Source organism: Spirosoma radiotolerans (assembly GCF_000974425.1).
Taxonomy (GTDB): Bacteria; Bacteroidota; Bacteroidia; order Cytophagales; family Spirosomataceae; genus Spirosoma; species Spirosoma radiotolerans.
On record NZ_CP010429.1, the window covers coordinates 2,193,166 to 2,208,306 of the forward strand.

Consider the following 15,141-nt stretch of genomic DNA (forward strand, 5'->3'; position numbering starts at 1 on the left):
TGACTTATCAATTAGTGCAGTTTTCGTAAATAATAATCTTCACCCGGCACAATCATCAGGGCACGCAGGGTGGTATCGGTCCCCAAACGAATATCGCCGGGCCGCGGAGTTATGACGCTTTTATCGAAGAAAAGATAATCTGCATTTTTTGGAATTGGCTTGAGCCCCTGTTCGAAGGGATGAATAGCAATAAGCCGACGAGACAGTTCGGGGCCGTAAAGCGGATATTCATAATCATCGTTGATGGTAGCAAGCGCCACGGTTGCATTGGCCGGTACCAACTCATCGAAGCGTTTGTACGGAATATAGGTATCCGGACGGCCAATCGTTATCTGCCGAATTCGGTCGGCCTGAAAAGCCGACGGGAAGGTGTTTCCATCGGGAGCTGTCCAGGCGAAGGGCAAGGCGCGCGTATTCAGGAAGACGCACATCAGGGCCGACATACAGCCCAGTCCGGTAACAAGGCCCACATAGGTTTTCCAAAGGGTTCGCTCCGGCACATCGACGGATGTACGTGGATGCAGGAAAATCAGAGCCAGAAATGTAATGCCGAACAAGCCGGTTTCAATGAAGTAACGCCCTTTGAACGGATCGTAAGGAGCCGAGTAGGAGAGGGCCGCAAAATGAAGCAGTAAGGCTACCCCCAGGTAGAGGTGGGGCGTCGACCGAATGAAGCCAACCAGTACCAGAATCAGTAAGGGGAACACCAGGCCAAAGCCAAAAATACCCCAGTACGGATTGGCATTATAAAAGACGAACTTACGGTCGAAGGCAAAGGGTTGGATGGAAAAGTCGGTCTCTTCGTCCAGCCGCATGTGCAGCTTATCTTCGACCAAGACCAGGGGCTGGCGCATGGCATGGTTGACGGTGGCGCCTGCTTTCACATTTCGGATGCCATCCAGATTGATATGATCGAACCCATAACGAACCATGTTGCGGCTTCCCTGTTCCAGCAAATTGCCTAATGACCCGGCCCGCTCTACGGACTGGTGTTTAAGCGCTGTTGGCGGGCCGATTGGGTGGCCAAATACTTCGATGTTCTTTAGATATCCCGTTGGCAACGTCCATAAACATACGCCAACAACAATGGCTCCCGCCAGTCGCCAGGTTCGGCCAAAGGTGATGGCCAGCGAACGCGACAGAAAAACCGTATAGATCATGATGACGAATACGGAAGGCAGGAGCAGAGCGAAAGTAATTTTGTGCCCAAACGCAATGCCAAAGGCCATACCTGCCAGATACAGATAGCGATTGTCGGCTGCCTGTTGCGTTCCCGTATTCCGGTAGGTGAACAGCATGTACAGCAAAACGCTTAGGTAAGCAGTCAGGACAATATCAGTTTCGGTGGTGATGGCCTGCATCAGAAAATCGGGCAGCAGGGCGTAGGCCAACGCGCAGAAAAAACTGGCAGACAACCGATTTTGACCAATGCGCTGCACAATTCCGAAGACGGCCACAATGGCCGTCCAGTAACTCAGGTGATGAATAAATTTGAAGCCGTTTTCAAAATGGCCGGTCATCAAAAAGGTGTAGATCTGAAGCGTACAAACACTTTTTGGGTACGTGTCAATGTTCCAGTTGGTGCCGCCAAAGTGCCGCATCGTACCCCGCTGTATGTATTGCATAACCCGGTTCAGGTGACCGGTCATGCTATCCCATTCGTTCGGTACGGTAAATAGCACCAGCAACAAATTGGTGACGGCAATGATCGCCAGGGTTATGAATAAAATAGAAAAGAGAAACCGGGGATAGGACGATAATTCTCCGAACCAGGCCCGGCCGGTCTGCCAGCGTTCCTGAACAAGATGCCTGACCGAGAACCGTTCCTGACGAGGAATCAGGAAGGTTAATATGGCGCCTAACACCGATGCCGTAACAAATACCGAACCGGCCCAGACAACTGAGTTAGCTGTTTGATAAAGTGCCGACAACAGGAAGCCCGTCAGAATAACGCTCCCGGCACCCAGCAAAAAGGTCGTTAACCACCATTCGGTTAGCGATCGTCGGCACACACGCGACGATAACCAACCGACATAAATGACAAACAGAACGAGCGAAAGAAAATAAAGAATACTCATAATGACTGATGTTTCTGTTAGGGTAGCCCTAACAGAAAAATATCCCTGAAAACGCACCTGGCAACGAGCCGGTCAGTAAACAGGGAGCAACTGGTTAGCATTAAACGCTTTCGGGTACGGTAGCCACGACCAGGTTAACAATGGAAGCAATTCGATCGATGTCCGCTTCGGCCAAATCCGGATAAAGTGGCAGACACAATACCCGAAGCGCCACATCTTCCGACACGGGGCAGGGCTGAGCGGTATCGGAACCCGGAGCAAATGTAAAATCCAGTGTGTTTAGCGACGGGTAAAAATATCGACGGGGCATTATTTCATCGGCTTTCAAGGCATCCATCACCCGCAGCAAGATCTCTTCCGACTCAAAAACAACCGGGTAATAGGCATAATTGTAGTCCATGCCGGGCAATAACGACGGTCGGGTAATTTTACTAAAGTCCAGTCGACTGTCATAAAAGCCAAACCGTTCCTTGCGAGCCGTAATCAATTCTGGAACCTTTGGCAGAACACACAATCCCATGGCGGCATGTAACTCCGAGTTTTTAGCATTGATGCCCACCCCGAAGTACGTGTCATTCTGGTGGCCAAAGGAGCGAAAATGATGCAGCTTTTCGGCCATCTCACCGTCGTTGGTCACAATACAACCGCCTTCACCCGTGTGAAAAACCTTGGTAGCGTGGAAACTACAGGTGCTCAGATCACCATAACTTAAAATAGACTTCCCTTTATAGCGAGCCCCAAACGTATGGGCCGCATCGTAGATGACTTTCAGGTTATACTTGGTCGCAATAGCCTGAATCTGCTCAATCCGACAAGCATTACCATACACGTGGGTAGCCATGATCGCCTGTGTATTTTCCGTAATGAGCGACTCAATTTTATCGGGATCGATATTATAATCGTCCGGACTGATATCGGCAAAAATGGGTGTACAACCTTCCCACAGCAGGGCATTGGTCGTAGCAACGTACGAAAACGGGGTCGTGATGACCTCTTTCTTAATATCCAGCGCTTTTAGGGCCAACTGTAGAACAATGGTTCCATTGGTACAGAATTTCAGGTATTTTACATCCAGAAATTCCTTCAACTGATCTTCCAGTTTTCGAACAAGTGGACCGTCGTTGGTTAAATGAACACGCTCCCAAATCCCTTTCAAGTAAGCATTGTACTCGTCGAGGTCTGGCAGATATGATTTAGTGACGTTAATCATCAATCAATAATAGGATAAGAGTCAACACGAAAGAAAGGGCGGTAACAATTCCTGATAAACTGTTAACACAACTCTATTTACTGTTCACTCGTGACAGGTTCCAGCATTTTTGTGTGGAAGGGAATTTGGGGGCGCACATAACCCGGCCATTTGCCATACCAGGCAATTCCTTCCCGGTAATCTTCCACATCAAAGGTAATAGCTTCTTCCATAACGTAGAGCGGAGTGACGGTATCCTTAACAATCATCATCGAGATGGTATAGGAGCCGTCATTAAGGAAATACCCTGGAATCGTACACTCACCCACAATCAGGCCTTTGCCATACGGCTGCGAGAGCGTCCCGATATTGAAGATGCACTCACCCGTCATCGAGTTGAGATGCAAGCTTAAGTTCAGATTGGCGTGGTCCATCAGGTTCCAGAACTCAAACCGGAACTTCATCGACGTCCGGACATCAATATGGGTGAGTTCATCGAGATAGTCGGGAGTGAGTTCTACCCGGCGAACACGTACCAGGTCATTGCCGGGTGCTTCTTCGGGGGTAGCCCATTCGCGGGCAAGCCGTGTTTTTGATACTTTGCTCAAGTACGAGGCAATGACCTGGTTGGTTTCGCCCTGTTCAATAAGCCGTCCTTTTTCGAAGTAGAGCGTCTTATTACAAAGTGCCTGTACAGCCGTGAGGTTATGGCTCACAAAAATAATTGTCCGGCCGCTCGCCGAATTATCCCGCATTTTGCCGAGGCTTTTTTTCTGGAATTCAGCATCACCTACGGCCAGAACCTCATCGACAATCATGATTTCAGGGTCGAGGTGGGCCGAAATGGCAAAACCCAGCCGGACATACATACCGGATGAGTATCGTTTAACGGGCGTATCCAGAAACTTCTCAACGCCAGCAAAGGCCACAATTTCATCGAACTGCTTCCGAATTTCACTGCGGCTCATGCCAAGCAACGATCCGTTCAGGTAAATGTTCTCCCGCCCGGTTAGCTCTGGGTGAAAACCCGTGCCGACCTCAAGCAAACTGGCAACCCGCCCCTTGATGCGTACCGTGCCGGTCGTCGGCTCGATGATTTTGCTCAGAATTTTAAGTATGGTGGATTTTCCCGCACCATTGTGCCCCACGATACCAACCCGATCGCCCTGCTCAATGGCGAAATTGACATCACGCAGAGCCCAAAACTCTTCATGCGTGACGGTATTCTGATCTTTTTTACTGCCGAACATTGCCCGGAAGTTTTCCGTAATAACATCGCGCAGCGTATTGGCACCTTTGCCCTTTTGGTGGTCAATGATGTATTGCTTGCTTATATTTTCGACAGTAATAACAGACATAAGTTGGTCTCATTTACGTGTTACAGGGTGCGTTTGCACGAGGTAAGACGTAATATGTTAAATATCATCAACAAAAGTGTTCTCGCGTTTACGAAAGAAGTAAAGCGACAAAAATAAGCAGACGCCCACGATGCCAACCGATAGGAGCAGACTTTGCGGGTTAAAATACGCTTTTTCGCCAAGCAAAGACCAGCGAAAGCCATCAATTATACCCACCATTGGGTTCATCCAGTAAAATGGATACCAGAACTCGTCCGATTTCCCCTCGACAAGACGGCTGCTGTAGGCAATTGGACAAACATAGAAGCCAACCTGAACAATAAAGGGGATAAGTTGACCAATGTCTCTGAATTTTACGTTAACGGCCGCAAAGAAAAGCCCGAACGCAAACGAAGCCAGGAGTGCCAGTACGATGAACGCAGGCAACAGAAGCAGGTGCCAGTCGGGCACGAATCGGTACCACATGGCCAGCACAATAAACAAACCCAAAGACACCAGAAAGTCGATGAAACTAACCGCGATGGAGCTTATGGGCATGATCAGCCGGGGGAAATACACCTTGGTGACCAGGTTGGCATTCATGGTTACGCTGTTGCTGATCTGCGTAAAAGCGGTGGCGAAAAATGTCCAGACCGTAATACCGCCCAGCACCATGAGTGGATACGGAATACCCGGATCGGCAGGAAGTTTCGCAATTTTGCTGAAAACAAGCACCATAATCATCATGGTTATCAGCGGACGAATGAGTCCCCAGGCAGTACCAAGGGCTGTTTGCTTGTACCGGACAGATACATCCCGCATCGACAGGATAAGCATCAACTCGCGGTTTCTCCACAGATCGCGCCAGTAATGCCGCTCAGAGCGACCAGGTTGAATGATAACTTCGTGGGTTTTCAAAATTATTGGTAATGAGAAAATCAGGGAACAAAACAAGTTCGTTTACTCTTTCATAACGGAGCGATAAGTCTCCCGAAAGAAAATAACGATAAGGGACAAAATAAGACCTAAAACAATACCGATCTGCATACCAGCTGTTTTGATTACCTCCCGGTACAATGGAAAATAAACAGGCTTGACAATGGTGAACAGCGGTGTTTCCCGAATAAGCGATAAGCGCATGTTGTCGGCTTGTGTCAGCGCCTGATAATAGAGTGTTGTCAGGAAGCTGGAGTTTCGCGTCAGTTTACTTTCTCGGATACGGGCCTGGGCGACGATAACCTGCTGATTCTGATCCATATACTCCGCCAGCGAATTCTCGGTACCCGAAATGCGTTTGGCCAGAGAATCGGCTCGTGAGGTAAGCAGATCATACATCTCACGGGTTTTTTTCGTCTGCTTTTTCTGATAATCAGCCTCAATCGTTTTCAAGTGCTTGGTCAGGAATGTAGCGGCCAGCCTTTCATCTTCCATGAAACAGCTTAGCTCCATAAAGGACGATTTCCGTTCCGGCTGTTTAACGGCCATCTCCGTGCCAATGCGGGTATAAATATCCGACATGGCAATCTGCTCCAGTTTTGTGTATTCGTTTGGTAGTTTGGCCCGCTTAAAATAAAAGGCCCGAAGGGAATCGTTATCTTCCCATTCTTTATCCCGTATGCCGCTATGCCGGATGTAGTAATTAACCAACAGCGTGTCTTTGCCATTGATGGTATCCGTCTGCATGAGTGTTTTCTCAACGACTGGTCGGGATTTGGCATAAATCAGGAAGTTGTCACCCGCAAATATATTGGCATCCGGTGCTCCCGAAGTCAGGCCAAAAGCACCCGCCAACTGGCCAAGTTCGCCAAATCCACCGCTTGATGAACCACCGCCCAGGTTAAACATAATGGTGCCCGTGTAAGTAATTCGGGTCTTGTGGACCAGGTCATAGATAAAACCAATAACCCCTCCAATGGCAACCAGAATGAGCAGTAATCTCCAGTTGCGGTGGAATACGTACTTTAGTTGAGCAATACGCAATACAACAGATTTTGGGGAAATCTGGTCAGGAGGCAACGGTCGGGAGGCTGCCAGTTGATTCGTATTGATGGTATCGTTTTCGTTTATAGAAGCCATACTCGGGAAATGCCTGTTTATTGAACTCGGGTAATCAGGAGAAGCGTCGTGACAAGGGTCAGCAAGGAACCGGCGATGCCAACGGTCGACCCCAGTATCTGTTGAGCCGTAAGCGGAACCGCCGTCCGTTTTGGAATAACTATTTCAGAACCTGGTTCCACCCGTGGATACACATTAAAGAACATGAACTTACGAGTCCGGTCAACGGAGCCATTGGCATAAATGACAAAGGCCCGTTTGCGCTGCGATTTAGAGGTGAAACCACCCGTTTGTGAAATATAATCCTGGAACGTCTGCCCGGTTCTGAATTTAACCGTATTGGGCAATTGCACTTCACCTTGTATCCGTACCGTTTCGAGTAATTTAGGAATACGTAGTGTATCCCCTTCCTGAAGCAGAATATCTTCGGAGGAGCCGGGTTTAGCCAGAATTTTCTTCAGGTTGATACCAATGGCCTCCGAGGTGTTAGGCTCAATAACTTCGGTCTCTACGGCCGTTTTGTTCGCATTGTCGGCCACTTCTTCAATCGCCTTTTGTCTTCTCTTTAATTCCTCATTGCTCAGCTTAACGGGGCGGATAAGCGTTGCGCCTTCTACATAGGCTTGTGGCGTCAGGCCACCTGCCTGAACAACGAGATCCGAAATTTTCTGATCCTTGCTCCGAATGGGATACGATCCGGGAATGATTACTTCACCCGCCACATAAGCATAGGTTTGGACCGCGTAGTTTGGCGACCGGCGCACAATGATCTGATCGAAGGGCTCCAGAATGAAATCTCGGTTGGCATCAGTACTGATCGACAGATCACGATTTACGTTAAAGCGAAATGTCTCCGCAATCTGGGCCGACGGTGAGCGCGGATCGGCATCCTTTTTCCGACGGATAACTTCCACCATCGAAGCGGCTGCTGATTCTTTCAGACCACCTGCCCGCAGCAGGATGTCGTTCAGGGTCATATTGGCCATGTAAGGCATGCCTGGGTCGGGCAAATTTACTTCACCAAGTATCGAAACCGTTGCCTGCTGCACCAGATCGAAGCGAGAGGGAATAATGACCTGGTCTTCGCGTTGCAAAGGAATATCGGGATCGGTACCAGCCAGTACATTGGCCAGGTTGATCGACAGGTTTTCAATGGCCAGATCTTCCCGCGTCCGAACAATTGTAATACGTCCTGTAAACGCATCGCCTTTGAGGCCCTCAGCTGTATTGATGAGTTGTTTGAGTGTACGGTTATTGTCGAGTGAATACTGGCCCGTTCGGTAAACAGCGCCTTCAATCGTAACCTGATTTTCGAAACGGTCGAGAAGCCGCTCTACGTTGACAAGGTCTCCATCCTGCATGACGAAGGTTTTGAATTCGGGCGTCGTTACATCAATGACTTTTATCTCACGGTCGGTAAGCCGGGTCACCTTCAGGCGGTTTTTGTAGGCTTGGGCCGCAAAATCGCCGGCATAAAACAGCAGACGCTCGAGTGTTTCCCCTGGAATCATTTCAAAGATATTGGCGCGCTTCACCGTACCGGTGATTTCTACTTTTTCTAGAAAGGTCGTAAACCGGATATTGTCGTTGTCCTGCAGCCGAAGGTCGTTGCGCTGAATACCATTCAGCAGGTAATCATAGAGGTCGAGTGTTGCGGCTATCTTATTATTCCGGATGAGTTGAACCTTACGGTATGAGCCTATATCGTTTGGGCCGCCTGCCTGATAAATGGCATTCATCACAGTTGATAAAGACGAGAGGGTATAGGTGCCGGGCCGCACCGCATCGCCGGTAACCGTTACGCGTATACTGCGGATCGTTCCGCCCAGAGAAACTTCCAGAAACGTATTTTGGGGACCATACGACGAGTTGCGTAAACCGACAAATCGTTTCGATAGCCGGGATATAATTCGCGCTTTCGTTTGCTCGACGGTCAGACCTGACACAAAAACCGGCCCAATCCCTGTAGCCTGCGCGAAATAGACATTCCCATCGGGCGAAACGGCCTGGGTGAAATCGGCTTCCGAATACCCATACATTTGAATATTTAGCTGATCTCCAGGACCAACGACATAATTACGGGGTGTGGCTATGTTTAAATTAGGCTCAAACGTTCTCTCCATAGCTGGATCGTTGAAGAGCGAATAGCCGAACGTTTTCCGGCGTTTTTCTTCCTGTTCACGACGTTGAGCCCGTTCAGCACCTGCCTTAACTAATTCCTCGTCGGTTTGCGGCCCTGGGTCGGTTGTATCCGTTAATGACACCTGCTGACCATTTGCTGGATTGGTAACCTGCTTTCTGTCCGTACGTGATTGTGATGTTGGTGATGTACGTCCTTTAACGCCCGGTTGAGCCTGAGTCTGCCCCGAACGTCCTTTTATTTGCTGCTGAACATTGGCTGGCAGGTTATTTGCATTGACGCCCTGCGGCAGGGCAGTACCCGCTGGTAAGCCCGATTGCGCTCCGGGACGAGCTAAACCAGGCGATGCTGTTGTGCCCGCTCCCGACGGAAGGGCCACTTGTGCCTGAGCCGTTATTCCAACTACTGATAGGAACAGAATCGCTAGACGACCACTAAACCACCGCTGAGTAAAAGCGACAACAAAAAGAAAAAATTTTGGCGATAAGACGTGGAAAATTCTTAGATTTTGCATATTTTTAAGATGTCGAACGGCTCGGCTACGATAAAGATGAAGCCATTATCTAACGAATAATCAGCTTAAGTAGTACATAGTGCAGTTCAGTCGGCAAAGTAAGCGAACTTTTGTGGGATTGTAAACAGTTTCATAGTGTGCGGTGATTTTTTATCCTTCCGTGAGACAGGGTATAATTTTTCCAATGTTTGCTTACTAAGGTTTCCACGCCGTACGGCCCCTTTTCGTCTTTTAGTTAATTAGTTCATATGGCAGAATTGCTTAATCAGTCTGTTCAGTACAATGAAGATAGTATCCGCTCGCTGGATTGGCGCGAACACATCCGCCTGCGGCCCGGCATGTATATCGGTAAACTCGGCGATGGATCGGCGGCCGATGACGGGATCTATGTTCTTATAAAAGAAACCATCGACAACTGCATTGATGAGCATGTGATGGGCTTCGGTAAGGTCATTGATGTGCGTGTAACAGACCATCGGGTAGAGGTGCGCGACTATGGCCGGGGTATTCCACTCGGTAAAGTGGTTGAGGTCGTCTCCAAAATCAATACGGGTGGTAAATACGACTCCGGGGCTTTCCAAAAGTCGGTTGGTCTCAATGGAGTCGGTACGAAAGCCGTCAATGCGCTGTCGACTTATTTCCGCGTTCAGGCGTTTCGGGACGGACGCACGGTCTGGGCCGAATTTGAGCGGGGCGAACTGAAGCAACAGGGCGAAGACGTGACGAATGAGCGCAATGGAACGCTCATCTGCTTTGAACCGGACGATACTGTGTTTAAGCATTTTCATTTCATTCCCCAGTTTCTGGAAAACATGATCTGGAATTATTGCTACCTGAATGCAGGCCTCACCATTTCGTTTAACAAACAGAAATACATATCCCAAAACGGGTTGCTCGATCTGCTGCGCGACAAGACCAAGAAAGATGAAGAATCCCTGCGCTACCCGATCATCCACCTGAAAGGAAATGATCTGGAGATTGCCATGACCCACGGCAACCAGTATGGCGAAGAGTATTATTCGTTTGTCAATGGTCAGTACACAACCCAGGGCGGAACCCACCTCAATGCGCTCAAAGAAGCGGTTGTCGAAACGGTTCGGCGTCACTTCGATAAGAATTACGAGGTATCGGATATCCGTTCATCCATCATTGCGGCCATCAGCATTCGGGTTCAGGAGCCCGTGTTTGAATCGCAGACGAAAACAAAGCTTGGGTCGCAGAACATGTCGCCTGAGCCAAACGCTCAATCGGTCAGTTCATTCGTTAAAGATTTTGTTAAAGAACGCCTGGACGATTTTCTGCACATGAACCCCGCTGTTCGGGAAGCGCTCAAAAAGCGTATCGAACAGTCGGAGCGGGAACGCAAAGAACTCGCCGGTATTAAGAAATTAGCCAATGATCGTGCCAAAAAGGCAAGTTTGCATAACAAAAAATTACGCGACTGCCGAAACCACCTGCCCGATTTGAAAGCCGAAGATCGCTATCAGTCCACCCTGTTTATCACCGAAGGGGACTCAGCCAGTGGATCGATCACAAAATCGCGGAATGTGCAGTCGCAGGCCGTATTTAGCCTGCGCGGTAAGCCTCTCAATTGTTTTGGCCTGACTAAGAAAGTGGTTTATGAAAATGAAGAATTCAACTTGCTGCAGCACGCGCTGGATATTGAAGAAGGCCTGGAAGGATTGCGCTACAATCGGATCGTGATTGCCACCGATGCCGACGTAGACGGCATGCACATTCGGTTATTGATGCTGACGTTTTTTCTTCAGTTTTTCCCGGATCTGGTACGGAACGGCCATTTGTACATTCTCGAAACACCCTTGTTCCGGGTGCGAAATCCGAAAAATCATAAGGAGACGACCTACTGTTATTCGGAAGAAGAAAAACAGGTGAGTATTGATAAGCTGACCAAAGGCGGGAAAAAAGTAGAGATAACACGCTTTAAAGGATTAGGCGAGATTTCGCCGGACGAGTTTGGCCTGTTCATTGGCGAAAACATGCGTCTTGAACCTGTCATCATGGAGAAGGAAACCTCCGTTCCCAAGCTGCTGAGCTATTATATGGGTAAAAACACCCCCGACCGTCAACGCTTCATTATCGACAATTTGCGTATCGAAAAAGATGTCGATGAAGTCGCTTTAGTATAAGTTTTAGCGGTCAGACGTAGCAGTCATAAAGCGTAAGTCGTAAGTTTGTCAATTGGCGGTAGTGAACCACTACTTATCCCGGCAAGACCTACGACTTACGCTTTTTTTTTATGACTTTAGAGTCCCTCCGTAATGACATTGACGCCCTCGACGATCAACTCCTGACGCTGCTGAACAAGCGCATGGAACTGGTGCGTAAAGTGGGCGAGCTCAAACGCTCAACCAATACAGTTATCTACCGGCCTGAACGGGAAAAGCAGATTTTAGATCGGCTGGATGAACAAAATAATGGCCTCCTCAACCGACCGGCCATTGAGGCTATTTTCCTGGAAATCTTTGCCGTATCCCGTAATTTGGAACTACCGGAACGGGTGGCTTATCTGGGTCCGGAAGGCAGCTTTACGCACCAAGCCGCCGAAAGTCGCTTTGGGGCAATGAGTGCTTACATGGCCCTGCCCACCATACGCTCCGTGTTTGAAAGTGTGGAAACGGGGCGGGTTCGGTTTGGCGTGGTACCCATCGAAAACAACCAGGAAGGTGTGGTCGAGGAAGCGATTGATTTGCTGCTCGAAAAAGACCTGCGCATTGCTGCGGAAGTTCAAATTCCGGTGCATTTTACCTTCGCGACCAAAGCGGAGAATTTAGCCGATATCACGCATATTTATTCCAAAGACATTGCATTCCGTCAGTGCAGCCGTTTCCTGAATGACTATTTCGATGATTTGAAGGCTGAGTTGGTGCCCGTAGAATCGACCTCCAAGGCGGCCAAACTGGCCATGCAACAGCCAAATACAGCAGCTATCTGCTCGCACATTGCGGCTAAGCTGTTCGATGTGCCGGTGTTGTTCGATAATATTGAAGATAGCGACCTCAACCGGACGCGCTTTCTAATTCTGGCCAAAGACTTTGTGAATCAGCCAAGTGGGCATGATAAAACGACCTTGATTGCTCGTCTGCCCAATACCCAGTCGCCTGGTGTACTGGCTGATTTTCTACAGGAGTTCAACGCCCGCAGCATCAACCTGACTAAAATTGAAAGTCGCCCCTTGCGGGATGGCGCAACGTTCCGGTACTGGTTTTTGCTCGAATGTGAAGGACACGCCAGTGATCCTGATTTGCACGAAATTCTGAACCATCACTCCGCTGAAGTAAAGCTATTGGGTAGCTACGTACGGGTGAGTTAAACAGGGCTAGTTTTTACCGGTTGTATAAAAAACACTACACGCATGGAAGCCAACACATCATCTGAAAACCCCGAAAAGCTCGACCGAATTATCGAAGCCCGGATGAAACTCAAACGTCGGTTTGAGGAGAAGATGGCCCAGACGCCCTCCGTAGCCGACCGCATGGACCGGGACGCCGGAGCGGGCCACGAAAAAGCACGTGGCTCCGGTCCACTTAATCGGCACGGTATGCCTACTGTACCCGTTGGACAAACGGTGACGACCAAGTGGCCTGTGCTCGATTTAGGATACCAGCCAAGTATACCACTCGATAAATGGCAACTGAATATTGATGGGGAAGTAAATCATCCGGTCAGGCTCAAATGGGATGATCTGATGGCGTTGCCGCAAGTTGAAGACATTAGCGATTTTCACTGCGTGACGACCTGGTCGCGGCTGAATGTTCCCTGGGTAGGGGTTCGCTTCATGGATTTGGCCGCGCTGGTTGACCCCAAAGGCACCGCGACGCACGTGATGTGTTATGGCTACGATGGCTATTCAACAAACGTTGCGCTCGAAGAAGCTCTCAAACCCGACGTACTCCTGGTGCATACGGCCGATGGGAAACCGTTGACGCAGGAGCATGGCGGGCCGCTCCGCATGATTACGCCCCAGTTATATGCCTGGAAAGGGTCTAAATGGATCAAGCGTATCGAGTTTCTCGATAAAAATCAACTTGGCTTCTGGGAAGAACGGGGCTATTCCAACACTGCCTATCCCTGGCGGAATGACCGATACAGTTGATAATGTAGAGACCGGTCCGCCGGTGCGGCCTACTTGTTTCTCTAATGCATCAGCCATTACGGCAGGGGAGACACAAGTAGACCGCACCAGCGGTCGCTGATCATCACACTATTACGATTCAATAAATCCGTAGCACAGCATGTGGCAAATGGTCATTTGGGCGTCTTCTACACGGCCATAATGTTCATCCTGAATAATGATGGATTCGTGGGCAATGTCGGCTAACCGTCCGCCTTTTCCTCCGACAAGTGCAATGGTTGTCAGGCCATTGTCATTTGCCCATTGCACGGCCTTTACTACATTGGGCGAGTTACCGCTTACGCTCAGCGTTAGCACCAGGTCGCCGGGGCGGGCGTAATTCTGAAGCTGCCGGAGGTAGACATCTTCGTAAGCGTAGTCGTTGCCGAGGGCCGTAATCCAGGATACATTCTCATTGAGCGACAGGCATCGGAAACGGCGCCCCATCTTATCCGACGCGCTTTTGCCAAGGTCGGTAATAAAGTGCGATACATTCGATGCACTGCCTCCGTTGCCAAAGGCAAACAACTGCCGATCCTGTTCCCAGCATTTTTTGATAAGATCAATGAGATGCTCAACTTTATCGATGGGTATGGCATCGTAGGCTCGTTTCTGCCGGTCAAGATAATGTCTGAAGTAGGTCTGGTTCATGGGGAATCAGGGTAGGGGTTGACAATCAGTAAATAAGGAAAAAATATGGGTCTAAACGGCGATCACTCGCCGTTCACGCCATTTGTCAGGGTTGGCCCATCGTTAATGACAAGGCACCGACTGGTACGGCGTCTTCGCCTAATTTGGCTAATAACACGACCGGCGGGGGCTGAAATGATTTCATGACAAAACGGGGAAGCGTCTGCCGAACAGCCGCCCGGAGCGGCTCACCGATGAGCGACAAACCGCCACCCAGCACGATCGCGTCTGGATGAAACAGATGCGTCACGTGCGAAAGGCCCAGGGCCAGAACGGAACCAATCTGTTCGATCAACATGCGGGCAACGGGATCACTGGCTTCGTAGGCTGGATGTAAGAAGCGGGCTTCCTTTCCGACTATGCCCGACGCGTGGGCTTGCTGAACGGCTATCTTCAACGCCGAATCATCGGGCAGTTGTGGGATAAGGTCTCTTATCTGCTGATCGACTGCCCAGCCCGATACGGTCTGCTCGATGGTTTGTCCCGGCAATGGGTTCCCATCGGCGCTTTCGCTGGGTGGCACCAGCCATAAATGACCAATCTCGGCTTCGCCTGGCATGGCTCCGTGGTATAAGGTTTTGTTGATGACCATGCCACCGCCAACCCCACTACCGAGCGTGACATAAAACACGCGGTTGAAACCCGTGGCTACACCATGTCGGGCTTCGCCCAGAGCAGCCACGTTCGCATCATTCTCGACGTATACCGAAGCGTCCGGCAAAAGTTCGTTAAGCCAGGCAGTCAGATCAACATCCGCCCAGCCGCCAATCTGGTGAGAGGTTGCAATTCGCCCGGTTTGCCAATCGACCGGACCACCAAACCCGACGCCAACAGCCTGGGGTGGTTCGGGCAACTGACGAATAGTTGTGGCTATCTGCGTCCGTATACCATCGGCACCTTGCTCCGGGTCAACGGCGTAACGAAATCGCTCAGCAATCTTCCCGTTGCTGTCACCGGTTACTATCTGCAATTTTGTTCCGCCAATTTCAATACCGAGATTCATAGA

At 49.7% G+C, this 15,141-nt stretch carries 11 protein-coding genes; 3 read left to right on the top strand and 8 right to left on the bottom strand.

All coding sequences use genetic code 11. From position 1 onward, the window contains the following. Positions 1–11: 11 nt before the first annotated feature. The 6 genes from SD10_RS08765 to SD10_RS08790 form a co-directional block, all read right to left on the bottom strand. The gene (locus SD10_RS08765; protein ID WP_046573462.1) at positions 12–2,078 is read right to left on the bottom strand and encodes an ArnT family glycosyltransferase; all 2,067 of its coding nucleotides are present in this window, start codon (positions 2,076–2,078) and stop codon (positions 12–14) included. Between the two features lie 100 nt (positions 2,079–2,178). Then, on the bottom strand, positions 2,179–3,288 hold the full coding sequence (locus SD10_RS08770) for a DegT/DnrJ/EryC1/StrS family aminotransferase (protein WP_046573463.1): 1,110 nt from the start codon (positions 3,286–3,288) through the stop codon (positions 2,179–2,181). A 77-nt stretch (positions 3,289–3,365) separates the two neighbouring features. Then, positions 3,366–4,625 carry an ABC transporter ATP-binding protein gene (locus SD10_RS08775; protein ID WP_046573464.1) on the bottom strand — a complete coding sequence of 420 codons (1,260 nt, stop codon included), beginning with the start codon at positions 4,623–4,625 and terminating at the stop codon, positions 3,366–3,368. A gap of 57 nt (positions 4,626–4,682) precedes the next feature. After that, positions 4,683–5,522 (bottom strand): ABC transporter permease, encoded by an 840-nt coding sequence (locus SD10_RS08780; RefSeq protein ID WP_046573465.1) that lies wholly within the window; start codon positions 5,520–5,522, stop codon positions 4,683–4,685. 42 nt (positions 5,523–5,564) lie between these two features. After that, positions 5,565–6,680: a GumC domain-containing protein gene (locus SD10_RS08785; protein ID WP_046573466.1), complete on the bottom strand. Its 1,116-nt coding sequence runs from the start codon at positions 6,678–6,680 to the stop codon at positions 5,565–5,567. Between the two features lie 17 nt (positions 6,681–6,697). After that, positions 6,698–9,313: a polysaccharide biosynthesis/export family protein gene (locus SD10_RS08790; RefSeq protein ID WP_046573467.1), complete on the bottom strand. Its 2,616-nt coding sequence runs from the start codon at positions 9,311–9,313 to the stop codon at positions 6,698–6,700. Between the two features lie 248 nt (positions 9,314–9,561). Between SD10_RS08790 and SD10_RS08795 the strand changes: the two genes are divergently transcribed. The 3 genes from SD10_RS08795 to SD10_RS08805 all read left to right on the top strand — a co-directional run bounded on the left by SD10_RS08795 (position 9,562) and on the right by SD10_RS08805 (position 13,427). Further along, positions 9,562–11,460, top strand: a complete 1,899-nt coding sequence (locus SD10_RS08795) for a DNA topoisomerase IV subunit B (protein WP_179945492.1) — start codon at positions 9,562–9,564, stop codon at positions 11,458–11,460. 110 nt (positions 11,461–11,570) lie between these two features. Beyond that, positions 11,571–12,644 (top strand): prephenate dehydratase, encoded by a 1,074-nt coding sequence (gene pheA, locus SD10_RS08800; RefSeq protein ID WP_046573468.1) that lies wholly within the window; start codon positions 11,571–11,573, stop codon positions 12,642–12,644. 42 nt (positions 12,645–12,686) lie between these two features. After that, positions 12,687–13,427 carry a sulfite oxidase-like oxidoreductase gene (locus SD10_RS08805; protein ID WP_046573469.1) on the top strand — a complete coding sequence of 247 codons (741 nt, stop codon included), beginning with the start codon at positions 12,687–12,689 and terminating at the stop codon, positions 13,425–13,427. Positions 13,428–13,538: 111 nt separating this feature from the next. Here SD10_RS08805 and SD10_RS08810 read toward each other — a convergent pair whose 3' ends face one another. Both SD10_RS08810 and SD10_RS08815 read right to left on the bottom strand, forming a co-directional pair. Continuing rightward, positions 13,539–14,096, bottom strand: a complete 558-nt coding sequence (locus SD10_RS08810; protein ID WP_046573470.1) for a D-sedoheptulose-7-phosphate isomerase — start codon at positions 14,094–14,096, stop codon at positions 13,539–13,541. An 85-nt stretch (positions 14,097–14,181) separates the two neighbouring features. Continuing rightward, positions 14,182–15,138 carry an ROK family protein gene (locus SD10_RS08815; protein WP_046573471.1) on the bottom strand — a complete coding sequence of 319 codons (957 nt, stop codon included), beginning with the start codon at positions 15,136–15,138 and terminating at the stop codon, positions 14,182–14,184. Positions 15,139–15,141 lie beyond the last annotated feature (3 nt).

Bases quoted from the DNA above. Each gene is read 5' to 3' on its own strand.
- SD10_RS08765 (WP_046573462.1), bottom strand. From the start codon at position 2,078: ATGAGTATTCTTTATTTTCTTTCGCTCGTTCTGTTTGTCATTTATGTC.
- SD10_RS08770 (WP_046573463.1), bottom strand. From the start codon at position 3,288: ATGATTAACGTCACTAAATCATATCTGCCAGACCTCGACGAGTACAAT.
- SD10_RS08775 (WP_046573464.1), bottom strand. From the start codon at position 4,625: ATGTCTGTTATTACTGTCGAAAATATAAGCAAGCAATACATCATTGAC.
- SD10_RS08785 (WP_046573466.1), bottom strand. From the start codon at position 6,680: ATGGCTTCTATAAACGAAAACGATACCATCAATACGAATCAACTGGCA.
- SD10_RS08790 (WP_046573467.1), bottom strand. From the start codon at position 9,313: ATGCAAAATCTAAGAATTTTCCACGTCTTATCGCCAAAATTTTTTCTT.
- SD10_RS08795 (WP_179945492.1), top strand. From the start codon at position 9,562: ATGGCAGAATTGCTTAATCAGTCTGTTCAGTACAATGAAGATAGTATC.
- pheA (WP_046573468.1), top strand. From the start codon at position 11,571: ATGACTTTAGAGTCCCTCCGTAATGACATTGACGCCCTCGACGATCAA.
- SD10_RS08805 (WP_046573469.1), top strand. From the start codon at position 12,687: ATGGAAGCCAACACATCATCTGAAAACCCCGAAAAGCTCGACCGAATT.
- SD10_RS08810 (WP_046573470.1), bottom strand. From the start codon at position 14,096: ATGAACCAGACCTACTTCAGACATTATCTTGACCGGCAGAAACGAGCC.
- SD10_RS08815 (WP_046573471.1), bottom strand. From the start codon at position 15,138: ATGAATCTCGGTATTGAAATTGGCGGAACAAAATTGCAGATAGTAACC.